This is a genomic window from Occallatibacter sp., from assembly GCF_035317045.1.
GTDB lineage: Bacteria > Acidobacteriota > Terriglobia > Terriglobales > Acidobacteriaceae > Telmatobacter.
Window position 1 is genome coordinate 129,594 of record NZ_DATHHT010000028.1, and the last position, 19,038, is coordinate 148,631.

Sequence of the window (19,038 nt, forward strand, 5' to 3'; positions counted from 1 at the left end):
CTCGGCCGTCTGTCAAAGCTAGTCCAACGGACCGTGCAGGCCGCGACAATCCATAGAGAATGGACTGCCGCCGCGCGTGACAGGGATTTTCCGCGCCAACAAGTCGATCACTTTTCTCTTAGGTTCGCGGGCAACCGCCAGCCGGCCATGCGTTCCGACTTTAATAGCAGATAGAAGTCGTAGCTCTCGTCGCCCAAGCCTGTGCGGTTTCCAACTCTGGCCAACTCTATGGCCTTACCACTGTCGATCTCAACCCTGCCGCCGCCTTGCAACGCAGAGGTGACACTCGATGTGCATGACTCAGTGGGAGACTCGGCAATCACTGGCAAGGCCGGCACAGACGTGTCCTCCACACTGAAGGCCAGTGCGGAGGCCAAATTGGCCACTTCGTTTGAAGCGTCTCGGGCCGTCAGCGGTTCCAGCCCCCATCGCCATTCGATCAGCTTGAGCACCGAGGTGTGATCGTAGAGCAGTGAGTTGACGCGCGGGCTGGCTGGATTGCCGCGTGCAAACGGAGAAACGATCAGTGTGGGAACCCGGCAGCCCAGCAGCGCCTTGCCGTCTACCAGGTCTGTGTCCACCGCGTTAGGCGCAATCACGCGCGGCGGTGCAACGTGGTCAAAGAACCCTCCCCATTCGTCGCGATTGATCACCAGCACGGTGCTCTTCCAATGAGGGCTTGCGGCAAGCGTGGTGATTACGTTGCGCAGAAAAAGCTCTCCATTGCGCATGTCTGCGTGAGGATGATCGTCGGCGCCCGTGCCGTCATCCAGAAGCGTGAATGCCGGGTCGACGAATGACACAGCCGGCAGCCCACCGCTGGCCGCATCCACCGTGAACTGTTCGTAAAGGCTCGATATGCCCAGATACTTTGTTCCCCATACCGCGAGATACGGGACATTCGAGTAGTAGTAATGGCAACTCACGCCGGCAGCCAGCAATCGGTCCCAGATCGTTGGCAGCGTACAAAGGTCGTTTGTGTTGCTCAACCGATCGGTTTGAGCGGAATGTTGAAAGATACGATTGGGAGTGGTTGAGGTAAGAATCGACGAGAAGTAGTTATCAAGGGTGGTGAAATTCCGCGCCAGCGCTGCGAAGAGCGGTAGATCCGCCTCTTCATAGTAGCCAATGCTGAAACTGTCGTTGGCGCCGGTGCGCAGCCAGCCGTCCATCTTGCCGCCGTTAATCCCCGTCCGCCCTCCGGCATAGGTGTGATTGGGGTCGGGATGAGTGCAGCCTACGTAGAAGTCGAGCCGCTCAGTGGGCTGCGCATTGCCATTCTTGTCTGGAAAAGAGAGCCCGGCCTGGCGCCCATTGGCGTTGGGCAACCAGCCCAGCATGTGATCGAAGCTGCGGTTCTCCATCATGACCACAACCACATGCTCGATGCCGGAGAGTTCCGGGATCGGCAAGGTGCCATCGCCAGCATTGATATGCACCTTGCTGCATGAAACGGTGCTTGCCAACGCAGCGGCTGAAACGCCGGCCGCGCCTCGCAGAAATTCTCGGCGGTTCACGCTCATCGGTCCCTCACACCGGACCCGATAGCCGCGACCGGCCACCGGACGCAGCGGGCGTGCTTCGATCCGAAGACAATTGGGGGAATTGTACCCCGAATTGAAATGAGAGTTGTAATTGGGTAGTGACAAGGTTTCGCAAACCTTGTCACTACCTGTAATTGGGGATCAATTATTGCCGCAAGCCGTCAAACACCGGCTCATGCTGTGCCTCGCAAAATGGCGATCTGTCTTCCAATCAGCTACAGGAGCGGTGCATCCCGACAACTCATCGTCAACCCCGGTGCTGCGCCTTGAATCGTCGCGCCTTCATGCGATTGCCGCAAATCTTCATATCGCACCAGCGCCGCGTGTGGTTCTTGCTCGTATCGAGAAAAAGCCACCGGCATTCCGCATTGCCGCACTCGCGCAGGCTGTGCATCTCGTCCGAAGTCATGAGCTCCGCCGCGCGAAGCGAAAGCAGCCACAGCAGCAGTTCCGCAGGGGCAGGGGATTGGGTCAACTCCCACGCAAGCTTGTTCCCGTTCCAGTGCAAATGTTGAGATTCCCTCGCTTCTCTGAAATAGCGCTCCAGCAACTTGACCGACGAAGCAGAAGGGTCTTTACCGTCCAACACCGCATACAACACCCGGGCAGCAGCCTCTCGCAATTCCCGCACCGACTCGATGACCTGTCCGCCCTTGTTCGCACTCACATTGCGCAACATCCGCCGTACCTGCACATTGCTCATCAAGCCCGACTGCTCCACAAAATGCGCCAGATCGTCGAAGTCATTCAATAGCTCTTCAGGCGGAGGCTCCTCGCGAAAGCGCCAGTCCAGCGTGTTGATCAGGTCCAGTGCTGGATGTCCTGCAATGAGCTCGAAGCTGGGCTTTGCCGTCCGAAAACCTGCTCCATTTGCCGAGCTGTTCGCCACAGATAACCTCTCAAACCATGTTGACAGGTTATCTCGAAGATGTAAACATGGTAACTGTCTATGGCTAATTCAACGGTTACCATTCGCGCCGAAGACAAAGGATCTCGAGCCTACCGGATTCGACTGCTCCTCTCCTTCTTCGCCATCTATATTCTCTGGGGCACCACGTTCCTCGCGATCCGCATTGCCGTCGAAGAACTTCCCCCGCTCTTCGCCGCAGGAACTCGCTTCTTCACCGCCGGCGTGCTGCTCTACGCCTTCATGCGCGCCAAGGGCGAAGCCAAGCCAACGCTATTGCAGTGGCGCAGCCTCACCATCATGGCGCTCCTCATGTTCGTCGCCGAATACGGCCCGCTCTTCTGGGCAGAGAAGTACGTGCCCTCCGGCGTCGTCTCCGTGCTCGCCGCCACCCTCCCCATCCTCACCCTGATCATCGAGATGATCATTCTCCGCCAGCAGCGCATGCGCCCCATGCTGGCTATTGCCACCGTCCTCGGATTCGCAGGTGTTGCCGTTCTCCTCATCCCTGGCGGCAAGCAGCATCTCGCCCTCGTTCCCTGTCTCGCGATTCTCGCCGGCGCCACAACCTGGTCACTCGGCTCCGTGCTCACCCGCTCCATGAACCTGCCCCAATCCCGCCCCATCACCGCTGGCGCAGCCATGATGCTCGGCGGCGCAATGCTCCTCGCGCTTTCTGCCGGCTTCGGCGAAATGCATCCCTTCCCGCACATCTCCCTGCGCGCCGTCGGAGCCTTGCTTTACCTCATCGTCTTCGGATCGCTGCTGGCCTTCACGGCCTTCGTCTGGCTGCTTGCGCACATGCCCGCCACGCGCGTCTCCAGCCACGCCTACGTCAACCCCATCGTCGCCGTGGCTCTCGGCTATTTCATGGCTGGTGAAGTCATCACCGGCCGTATCCTCGCCGGAACAGCCCTCGTCCTCATCAGCGTCTTCCTGATCCTGCGCCGCGACTAAGCACAAATCTGGGTGCCCCAGGTCTCGCGTCTGAGACCTGGGAAGGGAAGTCTCGAGCTACAAAGAATTTCGAGCTACAAAGAATCCATTCACTCCACCCGCAGCGCCATCATCGGTTCCACGCGCGATGCCCTCATTGCGGGCAGCCACACCGCCGCCAGCGCCACTGCCGCCAACACCAGCGGCACCGCAATGAACGCCGTCGGATCCCACGTCTTCACGCCGAACAGAAAGCTTGCAATCAGCCGCGTCAGTCCAAACGAAGCGCCGATCCCCAGCACCATCCCAATCAGCGTCAGCCTCATGCCGTCCCATACCACCAGCCTGCGAATCGTCGCGCGGTCCGCGCCCAGTGCCATGCGAATCCCGATCTCCTGTGTCCGTTGCTGCACCGAATACGCGATCAATCCGTAGATCCCGATGGCCGCCAGCACCAGCGCAATCGCTCCGAAAATCGACAGCAGCATCATGTTGAAGGTCTGCCGCGATGTCGTCCGCGACACAATCTCCTCCATGGAGCGGATGTGCGCCACCGGAAACCCTCCGCTGGCCTGCCGCAATTGCTCCGAGATCGCCGCGCTCAGCTGCTTCGGGTCTCCATGCGTGCGAACAGCCCAGCGCAGCGGAACGATCTTCGCATTCAGCGCCGTCATTGCATCCAGAACCTGCGAGTCCGGCACAATCATCAGCGGAGGCGTGTCCTGATCCAGCCCGCCATCATGCGTGTTCCCCACCACGCCGACAATCAGCCGCGCCGGCTCTTCAAACGGTGGCCCCATCCCCTTGGCGATCAGAATCTGCTGTCCGATCGGATTCTCCTTCGGGAAGTACTGCTTCTCGAACGCCTCATTAATGATCACCACGCCCGGCGAAGAGCCCGTGTCAGCATCGGTGAATTCGCGGCCGCGCAACACCGGAATCCGAAATACTTTGTAGAAATCCGGCGAAGCCTGCATCCATCCCGCGCCCTGTTGTCCCTTCGAGGGATCGACGGGGCGTCCCGCAATTGCGAACGGCAATCCGAACTGCCCATCCACCGGCAGGCAGCATGTGAATGCCGAGCTCTCCACTCCCGGAATGGCATCCAGCCGCTGACGCCCATCGCGCGAAAGCTGCGCAATGGCCGCGGTCTTGCTGAATCGGTCGCCATTCATCGACATCTCCATCGTCAACACGTTGTGCGGATCAAATCCGGCATTCACGGCCCGCAGCGCAACAAAAGTGCGAATCAGTAACGCCGCTCCCACCAGCAGAACCAGGGCCAGAGCAACCTCCGTAATCACCAGCAACGATCGCGTCTTCCCCTGTCGAAATCCCGTGCCCGCCCGGTTGCTGCTCTCCTTCAGCGTTGAATTCAGATCGGTACGCGAGACGCTGAACGCCGGGAAGAGTCCGAACAGGATTCCCGTCGCGCAAGCCATCGCGAGCGTGAAGCCAAGCACACGCCAGTCCACCGCCACAGCCGCGCCGTCTTCGCCGATTCGTGGCAGTCCCGCGGGACTGATCGCGAGCAGCCACCGTACTCCCAGGAATCCCAGCGCGAGCCCCAGAACCCCGCCCCCCAATGCCAGCAGAACGCTCTCCGTCAGCAGTTGCCGGATCACGCGCACCCTGCTCGCACCCATTGCCGCGCGAATTGCGAATTCGCGTTTGCGCCCCGTCGCCCGCACCAGCAGCAGGTTGGCCACGTTCGCGCAGGCAATCAGCAGCACCAGGCCCACCGCTCCCAGCAGAATCAGCAGCGACGTCCGCGCATTCCGCACAATCGAGTCGCGCAACGGCTGGACGGCAAATCCTCCTTTCGGATCCGCCGTCGGAAACTGGCGCCGGAAATCAGCGTAGGCCAGCTTCATCTGCGCGTTGGCCTGCGCAACCGTCACGCCGGGTTTCAGCATCGCGGCTCCCAGAAAGAAATGTCCCTGGTTCGTGCTGTTCGGTTCAAACTGGAACGGAATCCAGATATCTGCCTCCGGATCCGACGCGAAATCCCGTCCCAGCACACCAATAATCGTGTACGGCTCACCGCCCAGCGAAAGTGCCCTCCCAACGACATTCGAATCTCCGCCAAACCTTCGCTGCCACAAGCCGTAACTCAGCACCACCACGTGCCCGCCGTTCGGCGAGTCTTCCTGTTGCGTGAAAGTCCGGCCGAGCATCACCGGCGCGCCGAACACGCGGAAGTAGCCCTCCGTTACGTGGATCCCATGGATCAGCTCCGGCCGGTCTCCCGTGAGGTTGAACCCCGGTCCTGCAAAATCGTAGGCCGCCACATCCTTGAAGATCGAAGTCTGGCGCTGCCACTCCTGGAACTTCGGAATCGACGCGCCCGGGCCGCTCCCCTGCGGAGACGTCAGCAGGATCTGCATCATCCGATCCGCGTCCGGATACCCAAGCGGCTTCAGCAGCACCGCATTCACTACGGTAAAAATCGCCGTGTTCGCCCCGATCCCCAGCGCCAGCGCGGATACGGCGGCAATCGTGAATCCCGGACTCTTGATGAACAGATGCAGTGCATGTTTGACGTCATTCCAGAGGTCGCTCATATTGACAACTCCGTTTCGTGATTGCCAGAGATCAACTTACCGGGGGAAATGCGGACACGTTCTAGACGTGCAACTATAGCTCCTGGTTAACCGCAAAACAGCTGATTTGTGACGGATGGGCCACCCCCATGCCGTATCCTTGCCTACGTTATTGAAAGGGTCCCGGCTCAGTGCTTATCTTCGCCGCAATTCTGGCCATTTTTGTCTATGGAATGATTGCCGCCATGCTCGGCACCATTCTGCCCGAGCTGTCTGAACGCTTTCACCTCACCCCCACGCAAAACGGCACCATCGCCTTCGTGCAGGCTCTAGGCCTCATCGTTGCCTCGCTCGGGGTTGGCCCGCTACTCGATACGCAGGGCGACAAGCTCGGCCTCATTCTCGGCCTCGCCTGCATCGCCGTCGCACTCTTTCTTCTCCCGCGCTCTACTGGATTCCGCCCGATCCTGCTGCTGATGTTTCTCCTCGGCATGGGTGGCGGCATCGTCGTCACCGGCGCCAACTCGCTCGCCAACAGCGTCGGCGGCGAACACAGCGCCATCGCCCTCAACCTCGTCAATCTCTTCTTCGGACTGGGCGGCCTTACCACTCCCTTCATCGCCGCCAACATCTTCAAAAAGAACTGGGTGCGTCTCTGCTACACGGTCGCCTCACTCACCGTCGCAGCGCTCGTCGTGCAGGCGTTCTCGAAAATGCCTGCCCCCAGCGGCAACGCTCAATTCCTTCTCGCCGACGTAGGCCCGATCCTCGGACGCCCGTTGCTCTTTATGCTCGGCCTTTTCCTCTTTCTCTACATCACCTGTGAAGTCGGCGTCTGGAACTGGCTCCCGCGTCACCTCATCGCCCAGGGCATTCCCGAGTCGCGCGCACTCAATATCCTCTCGCTCGGATTCGCGCTTGGCCTCCTCATCGGCCGTGTCGGTGTCTCGCCCATCCTGGCTCACGTGTCCCCGATCAACGTCACACTCGGGGCATCCATCGCCATGGCCATCACCACGTTTCTGATGCTACAGACCAACAAGCCAGGTCCGGCCTTTGCCCTCGTATTCATCGCCGGCCTGTCGATGGCCCCAGTCTTTCCAACCACGCTCGCCATTACTGGCGCTGCGTTTCCGCGCATGACCGGAACCGCATTGGGCTTCGTCATTACCTGCGGATGGGTCGGCCTTGCGATTAGCTCCTGGATCATCGGCGCCATCGCAGGCGGCGACCCCAAGCGGCTCAAGAAGGCATTGTTGCTTTTTCCCGCCTCCGCCGTCCTGATGGTCGTGCTGAATCTCGCAATCCGGTCGGCATTGCGGTGACCATTCATAGGGCAAAGAACGCGGGCGCCCCATCCATGGCGCAGTATTATCGCGGCATGGGTGGGAAAGCACGAACTGACCTCCGGGAACGGTTCCGCCCATGTTCACTACGTTCGAAATACAATTAGGGCACATTCATGACAGCCAGCACTTTTCCCGATTCGCTCGCATCGTCCAACGATCGCACCCGCCGGCGCTACAACCTTTTCCTGCTTCTCGTCGCCGGTCTCGGCGGCCTCCTCTACGGCATCGATGTCGGCATCATCGGCGGCGCACTTCCGTATCTTGAAGCCACATCCAAGCTCGATCCGTCACAGCTCTCCATCATCGTGGCCGCGGTACTGCTCGGCAGCGTGTTCTCCACGCTCTTCGCCGGCATGCTCGCCGACTGGATGGGCCGCAAGCCCATGATGATTCTCAGCGGACTGTCCTTCATTCTCAGCATCCCGGTCATCGCTCTCTCGCAGGGATACTCGTCGCTCTTCTTCGGACGGCTCCTCCAGGGCATGAGCGGCGGCCTCATCGGCATCGTCGTCCCGCTCTACCTCGCCGAGTGCCTCTCCGCGTCGACACGTGGCAAAGGAACTGGCGTCTTCCAATGGCTGCTAACCTTCGGCATCGTCGCTGCCGCCCTGATTGGCATCTTCTTCAGCTACCGCGTTCAAGCAGTCGCCCACCTGGGCGATCCGGCGGCGCTTTACAACTTTAAGAACCATGCCTGGCGCAGCATCTTCTGGGTATCTCTGCCTCCCGGCGCGCTCTTCGTCATTGGCGCCTTCATGGTGACCGAATCGCCCCGCTGGCTCTATCGCCGCAACCCCGAAAAAGCACGCACCGCGCTCCTCCGCTCCCGTTCTCCTGAACAGGCAACCATTGAGTTGCACGAGATGGAGACCGCCTCAAAACCGACCGCTCCCGCCGGAGCAAAAGTCCGCGATTCACTTCTGCGCCGCAAATACGTCATCCCCTTCCTGCTCGCCTGCGTCATCCTCGCCTGCAACACCGCCACCGGCATCAATTCGGTCATCGGATTCAACACCAACATCCTTCTCCAAAGCGGGCTGTCCGACCTCCAGGCACATTGGGGATACGTCCTCTTCACCGCATTTAATTTCTGCTTCACGGCGATCGGCATGATGCTCGTCGACCGCAAGGGCCGCAAGTTCCTCTTTGTTCTCGGCACCAGCGGCATCATCCTGTCCATGGTCACCGTCGGAACCTTGTTCAAGCGCACCGAACGCCAGACTGTCGATTGCCGCAGCCAGATTCAATCCCTCGTCACTCCGGACCAGCAACTGACATTCCAGTTCAACCAGGCCGAAGCTCAACGCCTGCTCGCAGCCAGCGGCTCTACCAGCGACGACATTCAGCCCGGCCGTGCATCCTTCGCCATCATCTTTTCCTATGGAGACTTTACCGGCACCACGAGCTACGTCCGTTCCGACGATCCCGCAACCCCGCCGCTCAAAATCTCACGCGACGTCGCGGTCCCAGCCAACAAGGTACAGGCCCTCTTCAGCAATCCCTTTGGCGACTATGAGGCCGCGAAATTGGCGCCCCTCAAAATCGAGAAGGCAATTCTCGGCCCCGTCCCCAGCGAGAATCACGGGTGGCTCGTTGCCATCTTCATCTATCTCTTTGTCGCCTTTTACGCCACCGGCCCCGGAGTCTGCGTATGGCTGGCTCTCTCTGAACTCATGCCTACCCGCATTCGCTCCAACGGTATGAGCATCGCACTGGTCATCAACCAACTCGTCGCAGCGACCTTGCAGGCCATCTTCCTGCCCTTCGTCAGCAAACACAACTACTCCTCGATGTTCTACTTGTTCGCCGGATTTACAGTCGTCTACTTCCTGACCGCCGCATTCCTGCTCCCCGAAACAAAGGGCAAGACCCTCGAAGAGATCGAGGCCTTCTTCGACAAAGGCGCCGCGCATTAGGCCGTCAACGCCCGCTCTAAGTTGGAGATCCGATGGAAGCAGAACAATCTCAAGCCAACAACCGTGGCGTGTTGAGAGCGTACGGTCTGGTTATTCTGATCGAGCTCGCTGTTGTTGCGCTGCTTTGGGCGTTGCACGTTGCCACGACGGTCCTGATTGCGATACCCGTGCTTGTCCTCATAGCTGCTTCGTTTGACCGACAGCTCACTGGCCCCACTGAGTATATTCAAATCACTTCTTCTGCGTTTGAACTGCGGATCCGAGATCGATATCGCTCTGAATGCAGCCAATTAGCGAACTCAGGTTTCAGTCCACTGTTTTTTTGGCATAAATATACCTGTAGTTCATTGAAAGCAAAACCTTTACCCTAAGAGACGGGATAATAGGGGTACCTCTCAATCACAACTTTCGCGCACCATCTCGATCGAATCGGAAGGGCGCGGCCATCGCTATGCGAAACTCAAAGGGCAATTGCGAAGCTCCAAGGAAACAGAACTGACTTTCCGTATCATCCTCGAGAAGCCTCCGGGCGGCGTTGACTTCGCCCTGCAAAAGGGCAAAGGCAACAACTACGAAACCGTCCAGAAGCAAAGATCCGGAGCCCGCGATCTGCGCTTCGACTTTACGGCCCGAGCCGTACCCGGCGCCAAAGGTGACGATCCGAATCTCCTCGGCCCCTTCGTTCAAGGCCCCTCCGGCGCACGATTTGTCTACCTCAATATCGGCACCGCTGCCGGTCAAATCGATTCAAACTGGAGTAGACGCCTCAAGATTCCGCTCACCGGCGTCACGGCCGAAATCCTCAAACGCGTAGAGAAAGATCCGACGTTGATCCTGGAAACCCGCGTTCCCGGCACCGGCAAAGACGGCGGCCCCAACTGCGCCACCGTAAAACCCTTCGCCGGCTGGAGGTTAGTCGAGTCCTCGCGAAAGTGATGGAGTGCGCGAAAGGCACCCTTGTTCGGAAGAGAGGCTGCAAAGCCTTCAATCGAAGCCACAAAAAGCGACTGTCATGTTGAGGGGAGCGAAGCGTATTCGAAATATCTGCTGTGAAAATTCAGACATCGGCACAACCGAGGGTGCCCCATCCAAGCTCCGCTTGGGTGGGAAAGCACAAACGTACCAGCGCTGATTTTCATTCCCTCGGTCTCTGGTTCCCCGCCCTACGCTTCAATCACAGCCTTCGAAAGATTTCGCGGCCGGTCCACATCGACCCCGCGCTCCAGCGCCATCGCATAGCTGAAAAGCTGCAGCGGAATCACTTCCGGAATGGGCAGCAGGTGCTCACTGGCCGGCTCAACAAATACGCAATCCGTTGCCAGCGATGCCACGTCGCGGTCGCCCGTGTTCGCAATCGCAATCACGCGCGCCCCCTGCTTCTTCATATCGGTCAGCAATTGCAGCGTCTTTTCGTAGCGAAGTACCGAATCGTCCACGTCATGATCCACCGTCGCCAGCGCCACCAGAGGCACGTGCTCGCCGACCAGCGCATTGGGTCCATGCTTCAATTCGCCCGTTGGATAGCCCTCGGCCTGCACGTACGAAGATTCCTTCATCTTCAGCGCGCCTTCACGCGCAATCGCATAATGCACGCCGCGCCCCAGGTACAGGAAGCTTCCGGCATCGTTGTACTTGGCAGCCAGCGCCGTCATCCGCTCCCGCCAGCCCTCAAGCTGCCGCTCGATCACGCCGGGCAAAGCGCAAAGCTCCGCGATGCGCGCCTTCAACTGCGCGCCATCAAACGTGCCAAGGCGACTGCCCTCAAACAGCGCCAGCAGATATAGCGCCGTAAGCTGGCAGGTAAAGCTCTTGGTCGCCGGAATCGCCAGTTCCTTGCCTGCACCCAGCTGCATCGCGGCTCCGGCCTCGCGCAGCATCGTGCTGCCCACCACGTTGGCAATGGCCAGTGTCTGCTGTCCGCCATTCTTGGCGAATCGCAGTGCCGCCAGCGTGTCTGAAGTTTCGCCCGACTGCGAGATCACCAGCACCGACGGCCGACGCGGATTCACCGCTGGCCTGCTGCTGTACTCGCTCGAATACTCCACATCCACTGCCAGTCCGCAAAGGTCTTCAAAGATGATCTCCGCTGCCAGCCCTGCGTGGCGGCTCGACCCGCTCGCTGCGATCAGCACCTCGCCCCGTGCGTTCAGCCAGCCCTCGTAAGGAGCGAATGCTTCAGCCTTTAAAGTTTCGCCCTCCAGATACAAATCGAGTGTCCGCCGGATGGCGGCCGGCTGTTCAAAGATCTCGCGAAGCATGGCATGAGGGAATTCGTTCACGACGTCAGGACCTTTCCAGAAAACGCACTTGTCGCGCAATGGTTTATAGCTCGATTTTAAGCCCTTGGATCGCTATTCAATTGAACTGCTCAGAGCCGGCGAAGGCGTGCGCACGCCTCGTCCAGATCAGCGTCCTTCTTTGCAAAGCAGAAGCGCAGCAGATCTTCTCCGCGTCCCGGACGGAAAAACGCCGATCCGGCCACGGAAGCAACTCCGGTTTTCGCCAGCAGATGCCGCGCCTTCAAAGCAGCCGTTTCGCCGGGCAACCGGCCAGCCCGCGCCAGCACGTAGTAGGCGCCCGCCGGCACGCTCGGCTCCATACCCGCATCGCGCAGTGCAGCCACGATCCGTTCCCGCTTCGACTGATGATCCGCCGCAAGCTGCGTGTAGAACGTGGGCGGCAACTGCTCCAACCCCGCCGCCGTACCGTGCTGCAGCGCAGAAGGAGCGCACACATACGTCAAATCGTGGAAATACCCCAATGCGCCCATCCACTTTGCATCGGCAGTTACATAGCCCAGCCGCCAGCCCGTCACGCTGAACGTCTTGCTGAACCCAGACATCACGATGGTCCGCTCGCGCATGCCGTCCAGCGTCGCCATGCAAATATGTTTCGCACCGTCGTAGACGAAGTACTCATAGATCTCATCGGTAAGGACGAACAGATCGTGCTCCCGCGCCGCGTCCGCAATCGCTTCCATTTCCGGGCGCGAAAACACCTTGCCGCTGGGATTCGCCGGCGTGTTCACGATGATGGCGCGTGTGCGCTCGGTGATCGCCGCGCGCAGTGCATCCGTGTCCAGCACCCAGTCCGGCTCCGCAAGCGCCACCAGCACCGGCTTCACGCGCATCGACTTCAGCGTCGTCACGTGATATCCGTAGAACGGCTCGAAGACCAGCACCTCGTCCCCGGGGTTCAACAGAGCCATGGCCGCCGCATGCAGCCCTGCCGTGGCTCCGCTCGCCACCATCACTTCGGTTTCCGGGTCGTAGGTGAGCCCATATTCGCGTTGCTGCTTTTCTGCAATCGCCTTGCGCAACGGGGCAATTCCATCCTGCCGCGTGTAGATGTTGTGGCCGCCAACGATTGCTGCAATGGCTGCGGTCTCTACCGGCATGGGAACCGGCGTATCGCAAATGCCCTGGGCCAGGTTAATGCCGCCAATACGTTCGCACTCCACGCTCATGGCGCGGATCTCCGATTGCATGGCTCCGGGGGCAAGCTCGCTCAGCGCGAGACGGGACGCGGTATGCGGATGAGGCGCAAGGGTTTTGCTCACAGGGAAGGGGCTCCGACCTCTCCTTTCATTTTACAAGTCGAGTGCCGTTCCGCACACAAGCCGTGTCATCTGCGGGGTAGAATCGTCCTTTCAGGCGAGGGTACGTGCACGAGCTTTCCATCGTTTCCAGCATTGTCGATTCCGTAACGCAAACGCTCGAAGCGTACCCCGGCGCGCGTGTCAAAGAGGTGCGCTTGCGCATTGGCGCGCTCGCCTCCGTGGTCGAAGACTCGCTGCAGTTCTGTTACGGCATCGCCACCGATGGCACTCCTCTCGAAGGTTCCAAACTGGTCGTGAAGATCCTGCCCGTAACGATGCATTGTGACTCCTGCGCTTCAGACGTCGAGATTGCAAGCCTGCAAAGCTTCCGCTGCCCGCGCTGCGACGCACCTGTGTCGGATTTGCGGCAGGGGCGTGAACTCGAGATTGAATCCATTGAGATTGACGAAGTCGAGGAAAAGGTATGACCACCCGGATTGTTGAACTGCGGCAGGGAATCCTCAAAAAGAATGACGAACTGGCGCGAGGCCTGCGCGGTCGCTTCCAATCCGCGGGCGTGCTTGTGCTCAACCTGGTTTCCAGTCCGGGCACCGGCAAGACGGCCTTCCTTGAACGCACCCTCCGCGAATTGCGTGCCGGAGGTGCCAGGGCCGCCGCGCTGGTCGGCGATCTCGAAACCGACAACGACGCCCGCCGCCTGGCCGCCAGCGGAGCCCCTGTTCGCCAGATCAACACCCACGGCATCTGCCATCTCGAAGCCGAGATGATCGGCAAACATCTCGAAGGTTGGGACCTCGCCGACCTCGACTACCTCTTCATCGAAAACGTCGGCAACCTTGTCTGCCCCTCGAGCTACGACCTTGGCGAAAAGATCCGCGTAGCCCTGCTCAGCGTGACCGAGGGTGAAGACAAGCCGCTCAAATATCCCACACTCTTCAACTCCGCCGATGCCGCCATCCTCACCAAGATCGATATCGCCGAGCCGTGCGGATTCGACCGCACCACTGCGCTCAAAAACATCAATGAGATTCGTCCTGGCATCCGCATCTTTGAGACCTCCGCCAAGACCGGCGCCGGTATGTCCGATTGGCTTGCCTATCTCGCCGACGAGAAATCCCGCAAATCCTAACGCGTCTGAACTCCCATTCGCTTCTCCTCTCAACTCGAAAATCTGCTGCCAACATTCATGATGATGTGGCAGAATGGCTCCTGCCCGAAGTGATCGCGCTTCTCATCTTTCTTACGGGCCAAGCCATGGTTCCTGCGTTTTCAAGGATTCCACGGAGGAGACAGACAACAATGAAGGCTTTTGCTACTCTCTGCACCACATCCCTCATCGCATTGTCGCTCGCGGCATGCAACCCCGCTCCAACACCAGCGCCCGACACGCACGATGCCGACGTAAAGGCCATCACGGATACTGAGGTGCAAGCGAACCAGGCGTGGGCCGCCAAAGATGCAGACAAGGTCATGACCTTCTATGCAGACGACGCGCTCTTGATGACACCCGGAGCGGAAGCGGTTCACGGGAAGGATGCAATACGGGACGAGCTGAAGCAGATGCTTGCCGATCCCGCGCTCTCGCTTACCTTTCAGTCATCGAAAGTGGACGTTGCCAAATCTGGCGATCTCGGCTACACCGCTGGAACCTACAAATTGACTGTGACCGATCCGGCGACCCATAAGCCGGTCACTGACCATGGCAACTATGTAACCAGCTTCCGCAAGCAGGCTGACGGCTCGTGGAAAGCGGTTGCCGATATCGCGTCGTCGGCTGTTCCTCCCATGCCGCCCCCAAAGAAGAAGTAGCCGGTTGTTTTGTGCCACGCGCGGTGGCGCCTGAAACCGCCGCGCATCGGCATGGCATCGGCATCTTCACACAACCCCTCCACGAGGATCCATGAAGAAGGCGACCCGCAGACCGGCAGTCAAGTCCAAATCCGCGGCCGGCGATGTGGGCGCGTATCTTGCCAAGGTGCCCGAACCGGCACGCACAACTCTTGAGAAACTCCGCGCAACCATTCGCGCCGTCGTTCCATCCGAAGCCACAGAGGGGCTCAGCTACGGCATCCCCGCTTTTCACTACAAAGGCGGCCTTGTCGCCTATGCGGCATTCAAGAACCACTGTAGTTTCTTCCCAATGCAGGCTTCGCTCATTGACGAGATGCAGGAAGAATTGAAGGGCTACCGAACCGCCAAAGGCACGCTGCAATTCCCTCTGGACAAGCCCCTTTCGGCGTCCCTCGTGAAGAAGATGGTGAAGAGGCGCATCGCTGAGAATGAGCGTAAGATTGCCAATCGCGGGAGGAAAGTGATCTAAATCACTTTTGGACGCCTGCCCGCCCCGGTATAAGAGGTCTACTATGTGTCTCGCCATTCCCGGAAGAGTCGAACAAATCACTGAAGGCGACGTCAGGATGGGCCGCGTGAACTTCGGCGGCGTCGTCAAGAACGTCTGCCTCGATTATGTCCCCGAGGTCGTTGTCGGCGACTACACGATTGTGCACGTTGGCTTTGCGCTCTCAAGGATCGATGAGAAAACCGCCCTGGAAACCCTCGACCTCTTCGAGAAAATGGGCGCTCTTGAAGAGGAACTGGCCGGCGAGGAGGAGATCTTTGCCCGCGCCGCCAGTGCGCAACCTTCGCCCTGCCCCGATGGAAGTTGCGAGCCGTCCGCAGAGGACGTTCGCTCGGTCGACCAGGCTGGGAGACCTGTATCCAAATGAAGTACCTCACTGAATTCCGCAACGGCGAAGTCGCCCAGCGCATGGCCCGCGAGATCCACCAGGTCACCACCCGTCCGTGGAGGATCATGGAAGTCTGCGGCGGCCAGACCCACTCCATCATTCGCAACGGCATCGACCAGATGCTGCCCGCAGGGATCGAGATGATCCATGGCCCGGGCTGTCCTGTCTGCGTCACGCCGCTGCAGCTCATTGACAAGGCTCTCGCGATCGCCGCGCAGCCGGGCGTCATCTTCTGCTCCTTTGGCGACATGCTGCGCGTGCCCGGCACTGAACGCGATCTCTTTCAGGTGAAGGGAAGTGGCGGCGACGTTCGCATCGTCTATTCGCCCCTCGATGCGGTAGAACTGGCCGTCAAGAATCCCCACAAGCAGGTCGTCTTCTTCGGCGTGGGTTTTGAGACCACCGCTCCAGCCAATGCCATGAGCGTGCACCTGGCCAAGCGGCGCGGCCTCAAGAACTTCTCCGTGCTCGTCTCGCATGTGCTTGTCCCGCCCGCGATCGAGGCCCTGATGAGCTCGCCGGGAAACAAGGTGCAGGCCTTTCTGGCGGCTGGACACGTTTGCAGCGTGATGGGCTTCTGGGAGTATCCGCCGCTCGTCGAGAAGTACAGGATTCCAATCGTCGTCACCGGCTTTGAGCCGCTCGATCTGCTCGATGGCATCCGCCGCGCAGTCATCCAGCTCGAAAAGGGCGAGTACCGCGTCGAGAATGCCTACGAGCGCATCGTCACATACAAAGGCAACTTGCCCGCGCAGAAGCTGCTGGCCGAAGTTTTTGAAGTTACTGATCGGGCATGGCGCGGTATAGGTGTGATTCCCAAGAGCGGTTGGCGGCTCAGCGAGCCTTATCGCGAGTTCGATGCCGAGGAGCGTTTCCACATCACGGGCATCCATACCGAGGAATCGCCCATCTGCATGTCGGGCGCTGTCCTGCTCGGAGCCATCAAGCCCGCCGAGTGCCCGGCGTTCGGCAAGGAGTGCACGCCGCGCCATCCGCTGGGCGCCACCATGGTTTCGAGCGAAGGAGCATGTGCAGCCTACTACAACTATGGGCGCTTCCTGTCGGCTGAAGATCTGGCACACGCCGGAGCCGCACTGACCGGAGCCATGAATGGCTGATGGTTCGAGCACGCCCGATTTCTCGAACTGGAGTTGCCCGCTACCCCTCGCCGACTACCCCACCATCGTGATGGGACACGGAGGCGGCGGCAAGCTGGGCAACGAACTGGTCGAGCACCTGTTTTTGCCCGCCTTCCGCAATCCGGCGCTTGAGAATCTGGGTGATGCCGCAGTTTTCGAACTCAATTCAGGCCGTCTCGCGATGAGCACCGACTCTTTTGTCGTGCAGCCGCTGTTTTTTCCGGGCGGCTCGATCGGCGCACTAGCGATAAATGGGACCGTCAACGATCTCGCTGTCTCGGGCGCCGAACCTAAATTTCTCAGCGCGAGCTTCATCCTTGAAGAGGGCTTTCCGCTCTCGCAGCTTGCTGCGATTGTTCGCGCCATGGCTGACGCGGCTGCCACCGCCGGCGTGCGTATTGTCACGGGCGACACCAAGGTAGTGGAACGCGGCCACGGCGATGGTTGCTACATCAATACCGCCGGCGTCGGAGTGCTGCGGCCGGGCGTGAACGTAGGTCCGCATCGGGCGCAGGCCGGCGACGCAATTCTGGTTTCCGGCACCATCGGCGACCACGGCATGGCGATCATGAGCGTGCGCGAGGGACTCGAATTTGAAAGCCAGATTCGCTCGGACTGCGCCGCACTTAACGGGCTGATTGCCGATGTGCTCGATGCGGTTGGAACCGGAGTCCATGCCATGCGCGATCCCACGCGCGGCGGTCTGGCATCGACGCTGAACGAGATTGCGGCCTCTTCCAAAGTAGGCATGGAGATCGACGAGGCCCGGCTGCCCATTCGCACTGAAGTGCAGTCGGCGTGCGAACTGCTTGGGCTCGACCCGGTGTACGTGGCCAACGAGGGTAAGGCGGTTTTCTTTGTCGCGGCGGAGTCGGTCGATCAGGCCCTGGCCGCGCTGCGCGCGCATCCTCTCGGAGCCGATGCCGCACGCATCGGCCATGTCACGGCGCAGCATCCCGGAATGATTGTGGCCCGCACGGGCATGGGCGCCAATCGCGTGATCGCTCCCCAGATAGGCGAGCAGCTGCCGCGGATCTGCTGAGACCGTTGTCGGTTTCGGCATGCTTGGCGAAGGATTCGGATCGGGACGGCAAGGTGCTTCGGAACATTCGCGCCAATGACCCCGTATATCGCGCATATGCGGGACCGCATTGTTTCGATGGTTCTCATTATTTTGACTCTCGCCCTTTTCGCGGGGGGCGCGTGCCACGCTTCCGATCTGGCCTTAATCGGCGCAAAAATCTATCCGTCCCCGACGGAGCCGCCCATCGAAAACGGCTCAATTCTGGTGCATGAGGGCCAAATCGTTGCCATCGGCCCGGTCTCCGCGATCAAGATTCCTCCCGGGGCCACCGTAATCGACTGCAAAGGGCTGGCTGTCACCGCCGGTTTCTGGAACAGCCATGTTCATATCCTTCCACCCGGTCTGCTGCGGGCGCGCGATTCCACCGCCGCCGAACTCGATGCGCAACTCGACACGATGTTCAACCGGTGGGGCTTTACCACCGTCTTCGACATTGCATCGGTGCTCGACAACACGCTCACACTGCGTCGCCGCATCGAGAGCGGCGAACTGCGCGGCCCGCGCATCCTCACGGTCGGCGAGCCGATTTGGACGATCGAGCCGGTGTATGTGCGCGATTATTTGCGCGACAACAACATCCACATTCCAGACACCGAAAGCTCCGTTCAGGCAATTGCTCTTGTGCGCGATCATGCCGCGAAGGGCGCGGATGGCATCAAGTTGTTTACCGGGTCGGCGCAGGCCGGGGGTAAAGTCGCAGCGTTGCCATTGGACGTCGCCAAGGCCGCGGTCGAAGAGGCGCATCGTCACGGCATGCCCGTCTTCACGCATCCTCAGAATCTTGAAGGGGTCGAGATTGCGATCGATAGCGGCGTAGACATCCTGGCCCATACTGTTCCCGATTCACCACCATGGACCCCCGAGTTTGTGGCGCGATTGAAGAGCGCAAACATCGCGTTAATACCCACCTTGACACTTTTCGATTTTGTAGCACGCGGGAGCCAAGGCACCAACCAGGAGCGCGATGCCTGGGTCGACAAAATGGTCGCGGAACTCGCTGCCTACTCGAAGGCGGGCGGGGAAGTCCTGTTTGGCACGGATATTGGCTACACAGATCATTTCGATACAATGCTGGAATTCACGCTCATGGCGCGGGCGGGGATGACATACCGGCAAATCCTCGCCTCACTTACCACGAATCCGGCGAGGCGCTTCAAATCCTCCGGGCATAGCGGACGTATCGCGAATGGCATGGACGCCGACCTGGTGGTCCTGGGAGCCGATCCAGCGAACGACGTGACGGCATTTTCCAACGTGCACTACGTCATCCGGAGCGGGAAACTCGTCTTTCATGCGAGGTGAAAGACGAGGGCA

18 protein-coding genes are annotated in these 19,038 nt (G+C 59.9%); 13 read left to right on the forward strand and 5 right to left on the reverse strand.

The features are described from left to right. Positions 1-107 precede the first annotated feature (107 nt). Together VK574_RS14120 and VK574_RS14125 are read right to left on the reverse strand one after the other, a co-directional pair. Positions 108-1,523 carry an alkaline phosphatase family protein gene (locus tag VK574_RS14120; RefSeq protein ID WP_472800488.1) on the reverse strand — a complete coding sequence of 472 codons (1,416 nt, stop codon included), beginning with the start codon at positions 1,521-1,523 and terminating at the stop codon, positions 108-110. Positions 1,524-1,791: 268 nt separating this feature from the next. Next, complete coding sequence (locus VK574_RS14125) at positions 1,792-2,433, reverse strand: CGNR zinc finger domain-containing protein (RefSeq protein WP_472800489.1); 642 nt, start codon at positions 2,431-2,433, stop codon at positions 1,792-1,794. Positions 2,434-2,493: 60 nt separating this feature from the next. Here VK574_RS14125 and VK574_RS14130 point away from each other — a divergent pair, with 60 nt between their 5' ends. Then, positions 2,494-3,408, forward strand: coding sequence for an EamA family transporter (locus tag VK574_RS14130; RefSeq protein ID WP_472800490.1), 915 nt, complete (start codon positions 2,494-2,496; stop codon positions 3,406-3,408). An 89-nt stretch (positions 3,409-3,497) separates the two neighbouring features. On the opposite strand, the gene VK574_RS14135 is transcribed toward VK574_RS14130, so the two are convergent. Next, positions 3,498-5,951 carry an ABC transporter permease gene (locus VK574_RS14135; RefSeq protein WP_472800491.1) on the reverse strand — a complete coding sequence of 818 codons (2,454 nt, stop codon included), beginning with the start codon at positions 5,949-5,951 and terminating at the stop codon, positions 3,498-3,500. 170 nt (positions 5,952-6,121) lie between these two features. Between VK574_RS14135 and VK574_RS14140 the strand changes: the two genes are divergently transcribed. The 4 genes from VK574_RS14140 (at position 6,122) to VK574_RS14155 (ending at position 10,131) form a co-directional block, all read left to right on the forward strand. Then, on the forward strand, positions 6,122-7,255 hold the full coding sequence (locus VK574_RS14140) for an MFS transporter (RefSeq protein ID WP_472800492.1): 1,134 nt from the start codon (positions 6,122-6,124) through the stop codon (positions 7,253-7,255). A gap of 137 nt (positions 7,256-7,392) precedes the next feature. Beyond that, positions 7,393-9,195: an MFS transporter gene (locus VK574_RS14145; RefSeq protein ID WP_472800493.1), complete on the forward strand. Its 1,803-nt coding sequence runs from the start codon at positions 7,393-7,395 to the stop codon at positions 9,193-9,195. Positions 9,196-9,227: 32 nt separating this feature from the next. Continuing rightward, entirely contained in the window at positions 9,228-9,566 is a 339-nt protein-coding gene (locus VK574_RS14150) for a hypothetical protein (protein ID WP_472800494.1), read from the forward strand. A gap of 100 nt (positions 9,567-9,666) precedes the next feature. Beyond that, the gene (locus VK574_RS14155) at positions 9,667-10,131 is read left to right on the forward strand and encodes a DUF5990 family protein (RefSeq protein WP_472800495.1); all 465 of its coding nucleotides are present in this window, start codon (positions 9,667-9,669) and stop codon (positions 10,129-10,131) included. A gap of 227 nt (positions 10,132-10,358) precedes the next feature. Here the strand turns inward: VK574_RS14155 and VK574_RS14160 are convergent, their stop codons facing one another. Further along, entirely contained in the window at positions 10,359-11,474 is a 1,116-nt protein-coding gene (locus VK574_RS14160) for an SIS domain-containing protein (RefSeq protein ID WP_472800496.1), read from the reverse strand. 89 nt (positions 11,475-11,563) lie between these two features. After that, positions 11,564-12,754, reverse strand: a complete 1,191-nt coding sequence (locus VK574_RS14165; RefSeq protein WP_472800497.1) for a pyridoxal phosphate-dependent aminotransferase — start codon at positions 12,752-12,754, stop codon at positions 11,564-11,566. Between the two features lie 104 nt (positions 12,755-12,858). On the opposite strand from VK574_RS14165, the gene hypA reads away from it, so the two are divergent. The 8 genes from hypA to VK574_RS14205 all read left to right on the forward strand — a co-directional run bounded on the left by hypA (position 12,859) and on the right by VK574_RS14205 (position 19,026). Beyond that, positions 12,859-13,221, forward strand: coding sequence for a hydrogenase maturation nickel metallochaperone HypA (gene hypA, locus VK574_RS14170; protein ID WP_472800498.1), 363 nt, complete (start codon positions 12,859-12,861; stop codon positions 13,219-13,221). Further along, entirely contained in the window at positions 13,218-13,883 is a 666-nt protein-coding gene (hypB, locus tag VK574_RS14175) for a hydrogenase nickel incorporation protein HypB (RefSeq protein WP_472800499.1), read from the forward strand. Before hypA ends, hypB begins: the two co-directional genes overlap by 4 nt. 170 nt (positions 13,884-14,053) lie before the next feature. Continuing rightward, the gene (locus VK574_RS14180) at positions 14,054-14,563 is read left to right on the forward strand and encodes a YybH family protein (RefSeq protein ID WP_472800500.1); all 510 of its coding nucleotides are present in this window, start codon (positions 14,054-14,056) and stop codon (positions 14,561-14,563) included. A gap of 91 nt (positions 14,564-14,654) precedes the next feature. Then, positions 14,655-15,074 (forward strand): iron chaperone, encoded by a 420-nt coding sequence (locus VK574_RS14185; protein WP_472800501.1) that lies wholly within the window; start codon positions 14,655-14,657, stop codon positions 15,072-15,074. A gap of 43 nt (positions 15,075-15,117) precedes the next feature. Further along, positions 15,118-15,480 (forward strand): HypC/HybG/HupF family hydrogenase formation chaperone, encoded by a 363-nt coding sequence (locus tag VK574_RS14190; protein WP_472800502.1) that lies wholly within the window; start codon positions 15,118-15,120, stop codon positions 15,478-15,480. Further along, entirely contained in the window at positions 15,477-16,619 is a 1,143-nt protein-coding gene (gene hypD, locus VK574_RS14195; protein WP_472800503.1) for a hydrogenase formation protein HypD, read from the forward strand. Before VK574_RS14190 ends, hypD begins: the two co-directional genes overlap by 4 nt. Continuing rightward, positions 16,612-17,682 (forward strand): hydrogenase expression/formation protein HypE, encoded by a 1,071-nt coding sequence (gene hypE / locus VK574_RS14200; RefSeq protein ID WP_472800504.1) that lies wholly within the window; start codon positions 16,612-16,614, stop codon positions 17,680-17,682. The genes hypD and hypE overlap by 8 nt, the downstream gene beginning before the upstream one ends. Before the next feature lie 75 nt (positions 17,683-17,757). Further along, a complete protein-coding gene (locus VK574_RS14205; RefSeq protein WP_472800505.1) occupies positions 17,758-19,026 on the forward strand; it encodes an amidohydrolase family protein in 1,269 nt (422 codons plus the stop codon). Positions 19,027-19,038: the final 12 nt, after the last annotated feature.

What these genes read in the sequence shown, in the direction of transcription:
- VK574_RS14120 (WP_472800488.1), bottom strand. Translation starts at nt 1,523, where the DNA reads ATGAGCGTGAACCGCCGAGAATTTCTGCGAGGCGCGGCCGGCGTTTCA.
- VK574_RS14130 (WP_472800490.1), top strand. Translation starts at nt 2,494, where the DNA reads ATGGCTAATTCAACGGTTACCATTCGCGCCGAAGACAAAGGATCTCGA.
- VK574_RS14135 (WP_472800491.1), bottom strand. Translation starts at nt 5,951, where the DNA reads ATGAGCGACCTCTGGAATGACGTCAAACATGCACTGCATCTGTTCATC.
- VK574_RS14145 (WP_472800493.1), top strand. Translation starts at nt 7,393, where the DNA reads ATGACAGCCAGCACTTTTCCCGATTCGCTCGCATCGTCCAACGATCGC.
- VK574_RS14150 (WP_472800494.1), top strand. Translation starts at nt 9,228, where the DNA reads ATGGAAGCAGAACAATCTCAAGCCAACAACCGTGGCGTGTTGAGAGCG.
- hypB (WP_472800499.1), top strand. Translation starts at nt 13,218, where the DNA reads ATGACCACCCGGATTGTTGAACTGCGGCAGGGAATCCTCAAAAAGAAT.
- VK574_RS14180 (WP_472800500.1), top strand. Translation starts at nt 14,054, where the DNA reads ATGAAGGCTTTTGCTACTCTCTGCACCACATCCCTCATCGCATTGTCG.
- VK574_RS14185 (WP_472800501.1), top strand. Translation starts at nt 14,655, where the DNA reads ATGAAGAAGGCGACCCGCAGACCGGCAGTCAAGTCCAAATCCGCGGCC.
- VK574_RS14190 (WP_472800502.1), top strand. Translation starts at nt 15,118, where the DNA reads ATGTGTCTCGCCATTCCCGGAAGAGTCGAACAAATCACTGAAGGCGAC.
- hypD (WP_472800503.1), top strand. Translation starts at nt 15,477, where the DNA reads ATGAAGTACCTCACTGAATTCCGCAACGGCGAAGTCGCCCAGCGCATG.
- hypE (WP_472800504.1), top strand. Translation starts at nt 16,612, where the DNA reads ATGGCTGATGGTTCGAGCACGCCCGATTTCTCGAACTGGAGTTGCCCG.
- VK574_RS14205 (WP_472800505.1), top strand. Translation starts at nt 17,758, where the DNA reads ATGACCCCGTATATCGCGCATATGCGGGACCGCATTGTTTCGATGGTT.